Here is a 15,402-nt window from a genome sequence, read left to right on the forward strand (position 1 = left end):
AGACCTATCGAAAGAAGTGCCCGGCACGTGTTTAATTCACTTTCCGATCGCCTGACAGAAACCTTCAAGAACCTGCGCGGCAAGGGCCGCCTGAGCGAAGCGGATATCGACGGTACCGTACGCGAGATCCGCCGCGCCCTGCTTGACGCCGACGTCGCCGTGCCGGTGGTTCGCGGCTTCGTGGCCCAGGTGAAGGAACGTGCCCTGGGTGCCGAGGTCTCCGAGTCGCTGAACCCGGGCCAGCAGGTCGTCAAGATCGTCAACGAGGAGCTCGTGGGCATCCTCGGCGGGGAAACCCGCCGGCTGAACCTGGCCAAGAACCCTCCCACGGTGATCATGCTCGCCGGCCTGCAGGGCGCCGGCAAGACCACCCTGGCCGGCAAGCTGGCCAAGCACCTGAAGTCCGAAGGCCACACCCCGATGCTGGTGGCCTGCGACCTGCAGCGCCCCAACGCGGTCAAGCAGCTGCAGATCAACGGCGAACGCGCCGGCGTGCCGGTCTACGCACCGCACCCGGGCGTCTCCTCCGAATTCGACACCCCGACCGGCGACCCGGTAGCAGTGGCCCGCGACGGCGTGGCCGAGGCCAAGGCCAAGCTGCACGACATCGTGATTGTCGATACCGCCGGCCGCTTGGGCGTGGACACCGAGATGATGGCCCAGGCAGCGAACATCCGCGCCGCCATCAACCCGGATGAAGTGCTCTTCGTCATCGACGCGATGATCGGCCAGGACGCGGTCAACACCGCCCAGGCCTTCCACGAGGGCGTGGACTTCACCGGCGTGGTCCTCTCCAAACTCGATGGCGACGCCCGCGGCGGCGCCGCCCTGTCGGTAGCCTCGGTGACCGGCAAGCCGGTCATGTTCGCCTCCACCGGCGAAAACCTCGACGACTTCGAGATCTTCCACCCGGACCGCATGGCTTCGCGCATCCTGGACATGGGCGATGTGCTCACCCTGATCGAGCAGGCCGAGAAGAACTGGGACAAGGGCGAAGCCGAGCGCATGGCGAAGAAATTCGCCGACCAGGAAGACTTCACCCTGGACGACTTCCTCGCCCAGATGGCCCAGATCAAGAAGATGGGCTCGATGAAGAAGCTGCTGGGCATGATGCCCGGCGCGCAGATCTCCCGCCAGCAGCTTGAGCAGTTCGACGAGCGCCAGATCGACCGCGTGGAGGCCATCGTCCGTTCGATGACCCCGCACGAGCGCGTGGCCCCGAAGATCATCAACGGCTCTCGCCGCGCACGTATCGCCAAGGGCTCGGGCGTCTCGGTCTCCGAGGTGAACCAGATGCTGGAGCGCTTCGGCGAAGCGCAGAAGATGATGAAGAAGATGGCTGCCGGCGGCGGCATCCCGGGCATGCCGGGTGCCGGCAAGGGCGCAGCCCGCAAGGCGAAGGCCAAGGGCAAGGGCAAGAAGCAGAAGTACGGCAACCCGGCCAAGGCCGCGCAGGCCGAGCTGGAGGCCAAGAACAAGAAGGCCGCAGCTCCGAGCGGTGCCGCCTTCGGCGCAGGCGCCAACCAGGACTTCGATCCGTCGAGCCTGAACCTGCCATCCGGCTTCGAGAAGTACCTGGGCAAGAAGTAGGCCCTGATTCCCTGTACAGGGAAGTGACCGCGCCATGGGAACTGGAACCAGTTCCCATGGCGCGGTTTTCCTTTGCGCAGCACAGCGCCACCTATGATTGATAGATAACGACAATCCCACCCGCGAAAGGGGTCCGCCTCCGTGGATTCAACCGAGTTCAACTACCTCAACCTGGAATTCATCTTCATGGGCGACAAGCCTGATGTGGCGGCGCTGATCCGCACCGCGCTGGCCGACCGGCGCCTGCTCGGATTCATCGGCGGGGCAGTTGAACGCGAGCATTCCACCGAAGTGATGGCCGAGGTGGCCACGGTGAGCGAAGCCCGCGATGCGGTGCTCTACCGCATCGATGCCAAGGGCAAGCTGCGCGAAGGCTCGCGCGTGACCAAGCTGGTCCACGAGCTGAAGAACTCCACCGGTGCCGACTACGTGCTGGTGGACGGGGACGAGATCGACGGGCCCAACCCGGATGAGGAGCTGCTCGGCGACTACGGCACTTCCAGCGAGCTGCTGCACGGTCCGAAGCTCAAGGGCTCCGAATTGGTGCTCGCGGCAGGCTTCGAGACGAACGAGATCACCGTGTGGGAGAACGGCTCCGGGCTGATGGCCATGCCCAAGGAACCGGTCCATGCTCCGAGCATCGGGCGTTCAAACCGCCCGTACCTGTCCCTGGACCGTACCGGCAATGTCATCACCGCAACCATCGAAGCCAAGGGGCCGCGGCTGGAGCTGTTCGGCTCCTCGCTGTCCATGACGGTGGACCTGGAACGCACCGTCATCCTGGAGCCGGAAGCCGGCAGCCCGGCAGCGGTGCGCCTCGAAGAGCTGGATCACCTGCTCCATGGCTGGGATGAGACGGAACTGGAGCTCGTCGAGCAACTGGTCGAGGATCCTGCCCACCGCGCGGAGGCGCAGCAGCTGGCTCGCGGCAGCAGGGATTTGAAGGATCTCAAGCGCCTGCTGACGCTGCTGGGCTTCGATGCGCGCAGCGTCGACTACCTCACCGGCCGTCCGCTGCCCGAGGAACGCCGGGTGATCACCACCGGCGGCCCGTACAAGACCATCAAGTCGGCCCTGGCAGAGCAGGAGCGCGAAGCCAAGGGCCTGGAACGGCTGCTCTACCGGCACAACTGGAACCCCAAGGCGCTGATCGGTTCAAGCGCAGCGGTGCTGGCATCCGGTGCGGCAGTGCACCTGGTGCTGGCCAAGAGCGAACGCTTCGGGTGGCTGCCCAAGCCGGCGCGCCAGCTGCTGATGCTGGCCTGGTATGCCGATGGCGCTTTCTACCTGGGCAAGGGCATTGTCGACGCGCTGAAAGCCAAGCGCAGCCGCTAGCCAATCGCAGCAAACCAAAGGCCAGCCCGGCAGGAAGCGAAAATGCTTCCTGCCGGGCTGGCCTTTGCCGCAAAGTCCTAGCCTCGGTCCTTCAGTTCAGGGAAATCGGTATCCCGGTACTCTCCGCTGACGGTGGTGCCGGCCGCATGCCGTTCCTCCTCGGCCAGGCGCAGCTCCACGCGGCGGATCTTGCCCGAGATGGTCTTGGGCAGGGTGGTGAATTCCAGCCGGCGGATCCGCTTGTAGGGGGCCAGCTGCTCGCGGCAGAAGCCGAGGATGTCCTTGGCCACCTCGGCGGATGGCTCCAGGTTGCCGGCCAGCACCACGAAGGCCTTGGGCACCGAGAGCTTCAGCGGATCAGGAGAGGGCACCACGGCCGCCTCGGCCACCGCAGGATGCTCCAGCAGCACCGACTCCAGCTCGAACGGGCTGAGCTTGTAGTCGCTGGACTTGAAGATGTCATCGGCGCGGCCCACATAGGTCAGCACGCCTTCCTCATCGCGTTCGGCGATATCGCCGGTGTGGTAGACGCCGCCCTGCATCGCTTCGGCGGTTTTCTCCTCATCGGCGAAGTAGCCCTTCATCAAGCCTGCCGGAGCCGGATCGAGGCGCAGGCAGATTTCCCCGATTTCGGCCAGCTGCCCGGTGGTCGGGTTGCGCAGTTCCACCGCATAGCCCGGCATCGGGCGGCCCATCGCGCCGACCTTCACCTCGGTGCCCGGCGAATTGGCGATCTGCACCGTGGTTTCGGTCTGCCCGTAGCCATCGCGGATCACCTGGCCCCAGGCCTGGCGCACCTGGTCGATGACCTCTGCATTCAACGGCTCGCCGGCGGAGACCAGCTTGCGCGGGGGAGTCTTCAGGGTGCCCAGGTCCGCCTGGATCAAATAGCGCCAGACGGTGGGCGGCGCGCAGAAGCTGGTGACCTTCTCCACCGCCATCTGGTTCATCAGCGCCAGCGGATCAAAGCGCTCGTAGTTGTAGACGAACACCGTCGCCTCGGCGATCCACGGGCCGAAGAAGTTCGACCAGGCGTGCTTGCCCCACCCGGGGGATGCCACATTCAGGTGCACGTCGCCTGGTTCCAGGCCGATCCAGAACATCGTTGCCAGGTGGCCCACGGTGTACGAGGTGTGGGTGTGCTGCACCAGCTTGGCCAGCGAGGTGGTTCCCGAGGTGAAGTAGAGCAGCATGTTCTCATCGGCCAGCGTCGGGGAGTCCAGGCTGAATTCGGCCGGCGCATCGTGGGACTTGCCGTAGTCCAAGGTGCCCTCGCTGGCTTCGCCGCGCACCTGGACGATCCGGTAGTCCCCGGGGACCGTGTCGAACTTGGCGACCTGGTCATGGCTGGTGATCACCCAGTTCGCGTTGCCGCGCTCGATGCGGTCGGCCAGATCCGCGCTGACCAGCTGCGTGGTCGACGGGATGATCACCGCTCCGAGCTTCATGCCCGCCAGCATCACCTCCCACAGGGCCACCTCGTTGCCCAGCATGACGATGATGGTGTCGCCGCGTTGCAGGCCCTCATCCGAGAGCCAGCGGGCCACCTGGGTGGAGCGGCGCGAGAGCTCGGCCCAGCTGTAGCGTGCGGAGCTGCCATCGGGTTCGGTGAGGATCAGTGCCGGTTCATTGGCCCGCGCCGGGTCCTTGGCCACCTGGTCGAACCAGTCGTAGGCGAAGTTGAAATCGTTGAATTCCGGCCAGGAGAACTCGGCCCGGGCCCGGTCGTAGTCATCGCGTGCTGCCAGCAGCAGATCGCGTGCTGCCCGGAACTTGCCGGTATTGCTCATCAGAGTCCTTTGCATGATGGGCGCCAGCGCCCAAGAGAATTCTTCGGTCTTCTGGAATCAATATACTTCAGTGCCCAGTTCTGACGAATTGTTGCGACATCATGCGCGGTAAGAGTGTTGAAGTTCGCAAATTCTGCCCAACAAATTCCACTGCAGGCATACATAGTGCCTGAATGGAGACGTTCTGCGAACTTTGCGGTGGCGCCTGACGCCTTGTGCCGACAGGCGGTGGTGCTCATTGGCTGGCCTCGGCGCAGACGTGCAGCCAGTATCCGCAAGGTGCATTGGCGGCAAGGAAAAATCCAGAGCGCCTGCCGAAGCCAAATTCGGAAAGCGCCCTGGATGCTTGGGGCGATTACCCCTTGAGCTTCGGGAAGTCGGTATCCCGGTATTCGGTTCCAGCTGGGGTACCGCCGGTGTGCCGCCGTTCTTCTGCCTGGCGCAGTTCCACGCGGCGGATCTTGCCCGAGATCGTCTTGGGCAGATCGGCAAATTCAAGGCGGCGGATGCGCTTGAAGGCCGAGAGGTGCTCGCGGCAGTAGGCGAGGATCGATTCGGCCAATTCCGGGCCCGGCTCGTGCCCGCCGGAGGCGACGATGTAGGCCTTGGGCACGGTCAGCCGCAGCTCATCGGGTGCCGGGACCACCGCCGCTTCGGCCACGCCGGGGTGCTCGATCAGCACCGATTCCAGCTCGAAGGGGCTGATCTTGTAGTCGCTGGACTTGAACACATCATCGGCACGCCCGACGTAGGTCAGCACGCCGCGCTCGTCCCGCTCGGCGATATCCCCGGTATGGTACACGCCGTCCCGGAAGACCTCATTGGTCTTCTCCTCGTTCTCGAAGTAGCCCTTCATCAGGCCCAGCGGACGCGGGGTGGTGACCAGGCAGATTTCTCCCACTTCGCCTTCCTCGCCGGTGGCCGGATCGCGCAGCACCACCTCGTAGCCGGGCATCGGCCGGCCCATCGCGCCGATGGTGATCGGCTCGCCTGGCGGATTCGCGATCTGCACCGTGGTCTCGGTTTGGCCAAAGCCATCGCGGATGACCTGTCCCCAGGACTTGTGCACCTGGTCGATGACTTCCGCATTCAGCGGTTCGCCGGCCGAGACCAGCTTTTGCGGCGCCGTCTTCAAGGCGCCCAGATCCGCCTGGATCAGCAGGCGCCATACGGTGGGCGGCGCGCAGAAGCTGGTCACCTTTTCGGCGTCCATCTGGTTCATCAGCGCGATCGGGTCAAAGCGGTCATAGTTATAGAGGAAAACAGTCGCCTCGGCGATCCATGGCGCAAACAGGTTGGACCACGCATGTTTTGCCCAGCCCGGCGAGGCGACATTCAGGTGCACGTCTCCTGGTTCCAGGCCGATCCAGAACATGGTGCTCAAGTGGCCCACCGGGTAGGACGTATGGGTGTGCTCTACCAGCTTGGCCTTGGATGTGGTGCCAGAGGTGAAGTAGCGCAAGAGCGTTTCATCGGCGCGCGTGGGGGAATCGAGCTGGAAACCGGCCTCGGCCTGGTGGGACTTAGCGTAGTTGAGATTTTCTTCTGGCACGCTGCCGCCGATCTGGATCAGCGTGTAGTCCCCGGGCACGGTGTCGAACTTCTGGATCTCGGCCTCGTTGGTGATCACCCATTGGATGCGGCCGCGATCGATCCGGTCGGCCAGGTCCGTGGGCGTCAGCTGCGTGGTGCACGGGATCAGGATGGCGCCGAGCTTGATTCCGGCGAGCATCGACTCCCAGAGCTCAACCTGGTTGCCGAGCATGATGGCAATGGAGTCCGAGCGGTTCACGCCCTGGTCGGCGAGCCAGCGGGCCACTTGCGTGGAGCGCTCGGAGAGCTCGGCCCAGGTGCGCCTGATGGAGCTGCCGTCTCGTTCGGTGATGATCAGCGCCGGCTGATCCGCCCGCTGCGGATCCTTGGCAACCTGGTCAAACCAGTCAAAGCCGAAATTGAACTCACTGAACTGAGGCCAGCTGAACTCGGCCCGTGCCTGCTGGTAATCGTTGCGCAATTCCAGTAGCCGATCTCGGGCAGCTCTGAATTCATCGGTAACGCTCACAACTAACCTTCCCTCGCGTGGACAATGGCGCCCCGTCGATAGAGTGAGGCGGATCACTGGCCAATATACTTGGAAGTCCAAGGGTTTGAAAGCGTTGTTGCCGACCGAAGTCTTGAATCACCTGAGGCTGGGGGTATTTAATTAGTGCATGAGCCAGCAGCCCAAGGTGCCTGTCTGTGGTCCATCCAGCTGGAATCAGCTGGTTGAGCTTGACCACCTGCCCGATCCCCGCCCCCAGCAACTCCTCGCGAACAGCGCATGGCGTACCGTCGGTGGCACTTCTGCGGGCAAGGCACTGCACTTGAGTTCGCTGGGTGTCGCCACCGAGCTCTTTACCCAGGTAGGCGACGATGAATCCGGGCGTGCGCTGCGGCGTGCGCTCTTGGGCGCTGGCATCAACCTGCAGGTGGTGCCCAGCGCGAGCACCGAGCAGCATGTTAACCTCATGGCTGGCGGCCAGCGGGTCTCGGTCTATCTTGCCACGCCGTCCACTCCCGCCGACGCGGATGTCGAAGCCGTTTGCGCCGCGGTGCGCGAGGCCGATCTGGCGGTGATTGATCTGAGCGAGTTGGGGTTGCGGGTCATTGAGCGATTGCGTGGGCCGGCCGTGCCGCTGTGGGTCGACCTGCATGACTTTGATGGCTTTACCTCGTTCCATCAGCCATTCCTGGGCGCGGCTTCTGTGGTTTTCATGAACGATGATGCCACCAGTGACCCGTGGGAGCTGCTGGCCGGTTGCCTGCGCCGCGGCCCCGGTCTGGGTATTTGCACGCTGGGGGAGCAGGGCGCGGTGGCCATGGATCGCCAGGGCCGGCGTTGGGAAGTGGCCGCGCCAAAGGTCGAGGTGGTCGATACCAATGGTGCCGGAGATGCCTTCATGGCGGGATTCTTGGCGGCCCGGCTGCGCGGCGCGCCAGTGCAGGCGTCGATGGAGGCGGCTGCCAGCAGTGCGGCGGCAGCGCTATCGAGCAGGCATCTGCACCCGAAGCTCGCCCAGTTGTCAGCCTAGCGGAGCGGTGCACCCGATGCGTTCAATGGCGTGATCACCGGAACACCAGAATGTACTTGAAGCATCAAGTAAATTGGAGTAGGGTGATAGCCAACAGGAAGTCCTGATCGGAAAGAAGGCGCTGGAGATGACCATGCTCAAAGAAGACAAGCTCGCCGCAACCACCCACATGAACGCCGTGCAACTGAAGGTCGGCGACATGAAGACCATGAGCGAGTACTACCAGCAGGCATTGGGACTGGCTGTTTTGGATGAAACCGCGGAAGGCACCCGCCTGGGCCGCGGCACCCAGGAACTGGTCAACCTGCAGAACGCGCCAGGCCTGCAGCTGCCATCGCGCAACGAAGCGGGGCTCTTCCATACCGCGCTGCTCTTCGACACCAAGGCCGATCTGGCAGCCACCGTGCTCTCGGCAGCACAGTTCGACCAGAGCCGCTTCGTGGGCAGCTCGGACCACCTGGTCTCCGAGGCCTTCTACTTCACCGATCCGGAAGGCAACGGCATCGAGCTGTACTGGGATCGTCCGCGCGATACCTGGAGCTGGAGCGACGGCGAGGTGGCCATGGATACCATCTACCTGGATCCGAACAAGTTCCTCGATGAGCACCTGAATGAGCAGGCCATCACGGGACAGCGCCAGGCCGCCGCCGATATCGGGCACGTGCACCTGCAGGTTGGCGACGTCGCCACCGCCCGCCAGTTCTACGTCAACACCCTGGGCTTCGACGAGACTGCCACGCTGGGCAACCAGGCGCTGTTCGTCTCCGCTGGTGGATACCACCACCACATGGCGATGAATGTATGGAACTCGCGCGGCGCCGGACCGCGCAAGGACACCCTGGGCCTGGGCGAGGTGCTGATCAACGTCCCGACCGAAGACGAGGTGGGCAAGCTGGCCGAACGGCTGGCCTTCGCCAAGGTGGAGAACCACCACACCGGCGCCGAGCTGCGTTTCAAGGACCCATGGAACAACGAGCTGCGCGTGGCAGTGGGCTGATCCAGACTCTGGCCCGACAGCTTAATTGCCCCGGGCGCCCGCCAATTCGGCGAGCGCCCGGGGCATTCCCATGTTCAGTTGCTTGCGGACTGCAGGGACTCCAGGTGTTCGGCGATATGCCGGGCGGTCAGCGGCTGGGTTTCTAAGGGCTTCAGCGTGCCGGCCGCTGCCCGTTCAAGCACCTGCTCGGCAAAGGCCGCAGGGTCCGACACCTGCAGCGGCGTGAGATCCTCCGGGGCGTACCGCCACCATTGGGAGGCCTTCAGCGCTTCGGTGGTCTGGGCATCGAAGCGGTCGCGGATCTTCTTCGCCGGCAGCCCGCCCACCACGGTGAATGGCGCCACGTCCTTGGTGATCACCGAATTCGAGGCGATGGCCGCTCCATCGCCAATCGATACCCCATGGCCCAGGGTGACCTTCTCGCCGATCCACACATCGTTGCCGATGGTGATCTTCCCCGGCGTGTAGCTGTACTTTGTCGTGCCCAGTTCCACGCCGCGATCGGCGCAGTAGGTCTGCATCAGCAGCCGCTGGTTGTAGAACACCGGGCTGGTCGAAGCCCACTCCAAAGGGTGCTTGGCACCCATGACCGACAGGCCCTTGGCGATCGAGGTGAAGCGTCCGACGCTGATGGCCTTGTTGAGCTTCGAATGCGTATAGGAGAACGCTCCCATGCGCGGCAGTGCTGTTCCGCTGGTGCCCCAGAAGGTGGTGTAGGGATCCAAGGCGAGGTCTTCCTCGTAGCTGACCCAGGCACCGGGGTTGTAGGTGCTTCCGGTGTCCTCGAAATCCTTCATGCCAGGAACCGTCATGAGGATCCGGTGGCTCTTGAGCAGCGGCCGCAGCTGGGACATCTTGATTCGCATGCGATCGAGTTTATCGAAGCGGGCTTGGAGAATTGTCCATGGGCGCGGAGCACGCGCTGGATGCCGGCTACTGCTCGGGGCGGAAGGAGAGGTTCTTCTGCGTCGTGAAGTAGGGCAGGATCATCGATTCGGGCAGGCCCAGGCGCTTGTCTCCAGCATCCTTGCCCACCCGCAGGCGCAGGTTCACGTCCACTGCCGTGTCCTGCTCCGGGATCTCGCCCAGCAGCTGGGGATCCACATCGAAGAAGACCAGTTCTCCCTCCACGCCGGTGCTGGGCACCGAGGCGAGCTCTTCCTTGCTGCCGCGGTTGACGAAGACCAGCTCGAAAACGGCATCGGCGGGCAGGGCATCGAGGTCCGCATGATGCTCTACCTTCACCTGCAGTCCCTGGCCCTCGGGGAATTCCACGCCGCGCAGCCGCGCATCGAAATGCGGGACGTCGCTGGTTGCGGCCTTCTTCTTGAACAGCTTGGCGATGGACACGGTTTCCTCCCAGAGCGAGACGAGATCGCGAGACTGGTACTCGCGGGCAAAAGTGCGGGCTTGCTGCGACATCCTCGCGGCCAGCGCGGGGTCATCCATGAGCTGCTCGACGCGGTCCGCCATCAGCTGGATGTCCCCATGGGGGACCAGGAAGCCGTTGCTCCCATCGGTGATGCTGTCGGCGGGGCCGAAGTTGATGTCGAAGGACACCGGAATGCATCCCTGCGCCTGGGCTTCGAGGATCACCAGGGCCTGGCCCTCGTTGGTCGAGGTGAACAGCTGGGCCAGGCAGGAGGCGAAGCGGCGGGGGAGCTGATCGGAGAAGCCGTGGAAGACCACCTGCTCGCCCAAGCCCAGCTCGGCGGCCCGCACTTCCAGCGCGTCGCGCTCGCTGCCCTCGCCCACGATGTGCAAGGTGGGATGCTTGCCGCGGCGCGACAGCTCATGGACGGCATCCAGTGCGGCGGCCACATTCTTGTTGGGGGTCAGCGAACCGGCGACGATCAAATCCGTGGCGCCGCGCTCCGGTTCTGGCGGCTGGAGAACCGAAGGCTTCAGCGGATTGGGAATCACGAATGCCGAGTCCGGATTCCCGAAGCGCTCGACATAGGCCTGGCGCTGCGCGCGGGTCAGGAAGACGAACGCATCCCAGTTGGCGCGTTCCTCGATGATCGGGCCGTGGCCCTTGGAAAGCTTGCCGGTGGCCAAATCCTGCCCCTTGGCCACATGAATGCTGTGGAAGGCGAACACCTTGGGCACATGCACGGTTTTCCAGGAGGCGAGCATGGCCGCGGTGAATTTGCTGTCGATGACCACCAGGGAGTTCGGGTGGTCGACGATCTGCGAAAGCCAATAGCGGTAGAACGATGCAGCGCTGTTGAAACGCGCCACCAGCATTCCGGTGCGGTCGAATGCCTCGACGACGCGGCGGTGCTTGCCGTCGTGGAACTTCGTATCGGTCAGGAAGACCGTGCCGTCGTTGCGGAAGTAGGCGGTCTGCCTGACCTCGCCCTCCGGACCGGCCACGCTGTGCTCGCAGAACACGCCGGTCCCGCCGGGATGGCGAACGGAATCACTGAGGGTGAAGTCCTGATGCGCGGGTTCCGCTTTCCTGTCCGGGATGCGCTCCTGCGGCTGCAGGTCGTGCTCCGCCAGGTAGAGATAGGGGTTGAGCACCTTGACCTTCGGCGAGAGCTTGCCGCGTTCCACGAGCTCTTCGGCGATCTGCGGAATCTGCGCATTCGGGGCGAAGGTGATCACAGCGGCCGAGCCATGGCGCTCGGCGAAAGCCGCCGCGCGCTGGGTGCAGACGGTGGTCATCCCGCCGAATTCGCGCTCCAGCTTCCACGTCACCATATAGGCGTCCACATGCTGTTCCTTGAATACCACGGTGAAGGATCCTTAGGTTGACCACAGGAAAGTTAATTTCACACGAGGATAGGCAGTACCCCGCGCCAGATTTCAGCCTACGCGGTGAAGCTAGGCGGGCGCTGGGAATGCGCCGTTGTGCCGGTCACACCGCGTCATCGGCCCATCCGCCAAGGTGCTCGCCGGATGCGCTGGAATCATGGGAAGAATCGCCCAGTTGGCAGTATCCCTTGCCCTTCTGGGCGAAACTTCCTATGGTCGTGGTCATGGGGTACTCTCCCCGCATTTGTTGGAGGCGCAGTGCGTCTCCGGTAAAGGACGGCACGTCATGTCGAGCAAATCCCCGCGCAAGGGCGAAGCGAAAAAACCAGGCAAGAGCATCAAGGAGAAGCGCGCTGAGAAGCGGCTGAAGCACGCGGAGAGCGCTGTCGATCCGGTGCGCAAGGCCGCCAGATAACCACTGATTGAGCGCGGCACCTTTCGGGGCCGCTAGTTAACAGCATCGAGTCCCTGCCTACGGCGAATGACGCCGGGCAGGGACTCGATGCTCTTTAATGGTTGGAGCTGCTCGCGGCCGCTATGGCAGCTGCGGGTCGACCTCGAAGTGCTCGGCCACCTGGGTGATGACCTCACCGGCGCCCTGCAGCGAAACCGAGGAGAGGAAGATCGAGTCGTCAACCGGCATGACCTCGCCCTCCAGCTTCTCCCACAGCGGGTTGGAGGTGAACTTCTTCTCCTGGGCGCGCGATGCGTCACCCTCGGCACCTTCCGGCGCCCAGGTGGACTGGAAGATCACTTCGGCGTCGGCCTTCAGGATTTCTTCCGGCGAGAGCGGAACGAAGATCGATTCGGTGGTGTCCGGCGCGTCCTTCGGGCGCGGGATGCCCATGTCGACCATGATCTCGCCGATGAACGAATCGGTGGCGTACAGGCGCGCGGTGTCCTCGCCGGCGAAGCGCACCAGCGAATAGGTGGTTTCCGGCTTCTTCGCCAGGATTTCCTTGCCCACCGCGGCGGCACGGGCCTCGTAGTCGGCGACGGCCTGCTCGGCCTGCTCCTTCTTGCCCAGGGCCTCGCCCAGCAGCACCACATTCTCCTTCCAGGTCGGACCGGTGGACTCGGAGAAGATGGTCGGGGCGATCTTGTTCAGCTGGTCGTACATGGCGCCCTGGCGCACGTCGGCGGAGATGATGACATCCGGCGCGGTGGCCAGCAGCTTCTCCAAATCCGGTTCGGCGATGGTGCCGACGTTCACTGCCTCATCGGTCAAATCCGAGATGTCGCCGAGGTACTCCGGGAAGGGATTGTCGCCCTGGCGGTACTCGGTGTAGGCCACCAGCTCGGCGCCCAGCAGCATGGTTGCATCCACATATGAAGGATCCAGCGCGGCCACGCGCAGCGGGCGCTGCGCCAATTCGGTGGTGCCGCGGAAATGCTTGATGCTCGCCGGGAAGCTGGCATCGGCCTGCGCGGTGGCGGCGGTTTCAGCCGGCTCGGTGCTCGGCGTCGAGCTTGCGCAGGAGGACAGGGCCAGCGAGGCCGCCGCCAAGGCCGCGGCCAGTGCGAGGATGCGGGGAGTATGCATGCGAGTGCTTTCCGTGAAGACGATTTACTAAATAGCGCATGATGTATTTTTGCCAGCCCTATTTAGGTAAGGGTAAGCTCAATGCGCGAGATGAACAGTAGCACGATTCCGGCCGCACCGGTCAACATTCTGCGACATAATCGATCGCAACCCCCGTTCGCACCCGCCGCGCACCTCGCGGCCCGAGAAAGGCCACCGACCATCAACCGCACCACACCGCGCATCAGCTCCCTGCTGGTCCTGGCCGCCGCGGTGGGCGCCGCCCTCGGGCTCAGCCTGTGGATCGGCAGCACCACCTCCAGCTTCGCCGAGCTGCGCCACGCACTGCTGGCACCCGACGGGCAAGTCAGCGACATCGCCATCCGGGAGATCCGCTGGCCGCGCACCGTCACCGCACTGGCCGCCGGCGCCGCTTTGGGCATGGCCGGCACGCTGATCCAGGGGCACACCCGCAACCCGATCGCCGAACCCGGCCTGCTGGGCATCAACCAGGGTGCGGCGTTGGCCATCGTCTCGGTGGCCGCCTTCACTGGCCCGCTGCCGGCATGGACCCAGGCGCTGCTGGCGCTGGGCGGGGCGCTGCTCGCGGCCCTGGTGGTCTTCGGCATCGGGCGCATCGACGGGCGCGGCGGATCGCCGATCACCCTGCTGCTGGTCGGTGCCGCGGTCACCGCGCTGTGCGCCGGGGTGGTCTCGGCGATCGTGCTGCTCAGCGAGGCCGCGCTGGAAACCCTGCGCTTCTGGCAGGTCGGCTCCGTGGTCCAGGGCTACGAGTCCTTCCTGTCGCTGTGGCCGCTGCTGATCGCCGGCACCGTGCTGGCGCTGGCCAATGCCCGCGGGCTGAACGCGCTGACCTTGGGCGAGGATTCGGCACGCAGCCTCGGGATCACCGCACTGCACGCCCGCGGCCTGGGATTGGCCGCGATCGTGGCGCTGTCCGGGCTGGCGGTCACCTTGGCCGGGCCGATCGCCTTCCTCGGCCTGCTGGTGCCGCACATTGCCCGGCGCATCTTCGGCGCCGACTACCGCTGGGTGATCCCCGGCTCCGCGCTGTGCGGGGCGCTGCTGCTGTGCGTGGCCGATGTGCTCGGCCGGATGCTCGCGCGGCCCGGGGAACTGCCGGTGGGCGTGGTCATCGCGCTGCTCGGCGCACCCTTCCTCATCTACGTGGCCCGCCGGCGCAAGGCGGTGTCCGTATGAGCACCCGGGCGATTCCCAAGCCGGCCCAGGTGCTGCGCGCCCGGCGCGCGGCGGCTACCGGGCTGCTGCTGCTGGCCGTGGCCTTCGCCGCCTTCTGCCTGCACCTGGCCATCGGCGGCACCCCGATCGCCATCGGCGATGTGCTGGCCACGCTCTTCGGCGCGGCCCCGGATGCGCGCACCGAACTGGCGATCACCGAATTCCGCCTGCCGCGCAGCGTGGCCGCGGTGCTGGCCGGAGCCGGGTTCGGCGTGGCCGGGGCGCTGACCCAGAACGTGGCGCGCAACCCGCTGGCCAGCCCCGACATCCTCGGGGTGACCAACGGTGCGGCCCTGGGCGCGGTCTGTGTGCTGGCGATCAGCGCGCATACCGCCGGCCGATCCGAACTGCTGGTGCTCTACGGGCTGCCGATCGCCGCCACCGTCGGCGGACTGCTGGTCTCCGCACTGGTTTTCGCGCTGGTCTGGCGCAGTTCGCTGGAAAGCAACCGGCTGGTGCTGGTCGGCCTGGGGTTCTCCGGGCTGTGCGCCGCGCTGACCTCCTGGATGCTCACCCTGGGCGAGATCTACAACGCGCAGCAGGCGCTGACCTGGCTGGCCGGGACGATCAACGCGATCTCCTGGGCCGACCTCGCCATCGCCCCGGCGGTAATCGTGCTGGGACTGGTGGCCGCGGCGCTGCTGCGCAACCAACGCGAGGTGCTGGCCCTGGATTCGGACACCTCCCGCGCCCTGGGCATGCACCTGGGCCGCGACCGGGTGCTGATGCTGGGCATCGCCTCGCTGCTGGCCATCGCCGCGACGGTGATCGCCGGGCCATTGGCCTTCGTCGCGCTGGCCAGCGGGCACGCCGCCCGGCTGGTGGCCCGCGGCACCATCCCGCCGGTGCCGCATGCGGCACTGATCGGGGCGATCTTCGTGCTGCTGGCCGACCTGCTCGCGGCCCGCGCCTTCCCGGTGATCCTGCCCGCCGGGGTGGCCACCGCGGTGATTGGCGCCCCGTACCTGATCTTCCTGGTGATCCGCCAGTCCAAGGTCCGCCAGCGCGGATAACCGCTTATCCACATTTCGCGGCATCGGCCCGGCCAGCGCAATGGGCCGGGGCGATGATCGGTGT

Annotated in this window: 13 protein-coding genes; 7 read left to right on the forward strand and 6 right to left on the reverse strand. The window is 65.2% G+C overall.

Annotated elements, in window-relative coordinates; genetic code table 11:
- Positions 1 to 27 precede the first annotated feature (27 nt).
- Positions 28 to 1,590 carry a signal recognition particle protein gene (gene ffh, locus F0M17_RS07545; RefSeq protein WP_149596826.1) on the forward strand — a complete coding sequence of 521 codons (1,563 nt, stop codon included), beginning with the start codon at positions 28 to 30 and terminating at the stop codon, positions 1,588 to 1,590.
- A gap of 141 nt (positions 1,591 to 1,731) precedes the next feature.
- A complete protein-coding gene (locus F0M17_RS07550) occupies positions 1,732 to 2,925 on the forward strand; it encodes a hypothetical protein (protein WP_149596827.1) in 1,194 nt (397 codons plus the stop codon).
- Positions 2,926 to 3,002: 77 nt separating this feature from the next.
- On the opposite strand, the gene F0M17_RS07555 is transcribed toward F0M17_RS07550, so the two are convergent.
- A complete protein-coding gene (locus F0M17_RS07555; RefSeq protein ID WP_149596828.1) occupies positions 3,003 to 4,715 on the reverse strand; it encodes an AMP-binding protein in 1,713 nt (570 codons plus the stop codon).
- Between the two features lie 355 nt (positions 4,716 to 5,070).
- Entirely contained in the window at positions 5,071 to 6,777 is a 1,707-nt protein-coding gene (locus tag F0M17_RS07560) for an AMP-binding protein (protein WP_149596829.1), read from the reverse strand.
- 148 nt (positions 6,778 to 6,925) lie between these two features.
- Between F0M17_RS07560 and F0M17_RS07565 the strand changes: the two genes are divergently transcribed.
- Entirely contained in the window at positions 6,926 to 7,786 is an 861-nt protein-coding gene (locus F0M17_RS07565) for a carbohydrate kinase family protein (RefSeq protein ID WP_149596830.1), read from the forward strand.
- Between the two features lie 127 nt (positions 7,787 to 7,913).
- Positions 7,914 to 8,783, forward strand: a complete 870-nt coding sequence (locus F0M17_RS07570; RefSeq protein WP_149596831.1) for a VOC family protein — start codon at positions 7,914 to 7,916, stop codon at positions 8,781 to 8,783.
- Between the two features lie 74 nt (positions 8,784 to 8,857).
- Here the strand turns inward: F0M17_RS07570 and F0M17_RS07575 are convergent, their stop codons facing one another.
- The 3 genes from F0M17_RS07575 to F0M17_RS17750 all read right to left on the reverse strand — a co-directional run bounded on the left by F0M17_RS07575 (position 8,858) and on the right by F0M17_RS17750 (position 11,769).
- On the reverse strand, positions 8,858 to 9,649 hold the full coding sequence (locus tag F0M17_RS07575; RefSeq protein ID WP_149596832.1) for a CatB-related O-acetyltransferase: 792 nt from the start codon (positions 9,647 to 9,649) through the stop codon (positions 8,858 to 8,860).
- A 67-nt stretch (positions 9,650 to 9,716) separates the two neighbouring features.
- A complete protein-coding gene (locus F0M17_RS07580) occupies positions 9,717 to 11,522 on the reverse strand; it encodes a glycosyltransferase (protein WP_149596833.1) in 1,806 nt (601 codons plus the stop codon).
- Between the two features lie 124 nt (positions 11,523 to 11,646).
- On the reverse strand, positions 11,647 to 11,769 hold the full coding sequence (locus F0M17_RS17750) for a hypothetical protein (protein ID WP_256370204.1): 123 nt from the start codon (positions 11,767 to 11,769) through the stop codon (positions 11,647 to 11,649).
- Positions 11,770 to 11,829: 60 nt separating this feature from the next.
- On the opposite strand from F0M17_RS17750, the gene F0M17_RS17755 reads away from it, so the two are divergent.
- Positions 11,830 to 11,958: a hypothetical protein gene (locus F0M17_RS17755; RefSeq protein WP_255209554.1), complete on the forward strand. Its 129-nt coding sequence runs from the start codon at positions 11,830 to 11,832 to the stop codon at positions 11,956 to 11,958.
- Between the two features lie 120 nt (positions 11,959 to 12,078).
- On the opposite strand, the gene F0M17_RS07585 is transcribed toward F0M17_RS17755, so the two are convergent.
- Positions 12,079 to 13,086 carry an iron-siderophore ABC transporter substrate-binding protein gene (locus F0M17_RS07585; protein WP_149596834.1) on the reverse strand — a complete coding sequence of 336 codons (1,008 nt, stop codon included), beginning with the start codon at positions 13,084 to 13,086 and terminating at the stop codon, positions 12,079 to 12,081.
- Between the two features lie 81 nt (positions 13,087 to 13,167).
- On the opposite strand from F0M17_RS07585, the gene F0M17_RS07590 reads away from it, so the two are divergent.
- Positions 13,168 to 14,286: an iron ABC transporter permease gene (locus F0M17_RS07590; protein ID WP_246857164.1), complete on the forward strand. Its 1,119-nt coding sequence runs from the start codon at positions 13,168 to 13,170 to the stop codon at positions 14,284 to 14,286.
- Entirely contained in the window at positions 14,283 to 15,338 is a 1,056-nt protein-coding gene (locus F0M17_RS07595; protein WP_149596835.1) for an iron chelate uptake ABC transporter family permease subunit, read from the forward strand. The genes F0M17_RS07590 and F0M17_RS07595 overlap by 4 nt, the downstream gene beginning before the upstream one ends.
- Positions 15,339 to 15,402 lie beyond the last annotated feature (64 nt).

Source organism: Glutamicibacter sp. ZJUTW (assembly GCF_008370855.1).
GTDB classification, from domain to species: domain Bacteria; phylum Actinomycetota; class Actinomycetes; order Actinomycetales; family Micrococcaceae; genus Glutamicibacter; species Glutamicibacter nicotianae.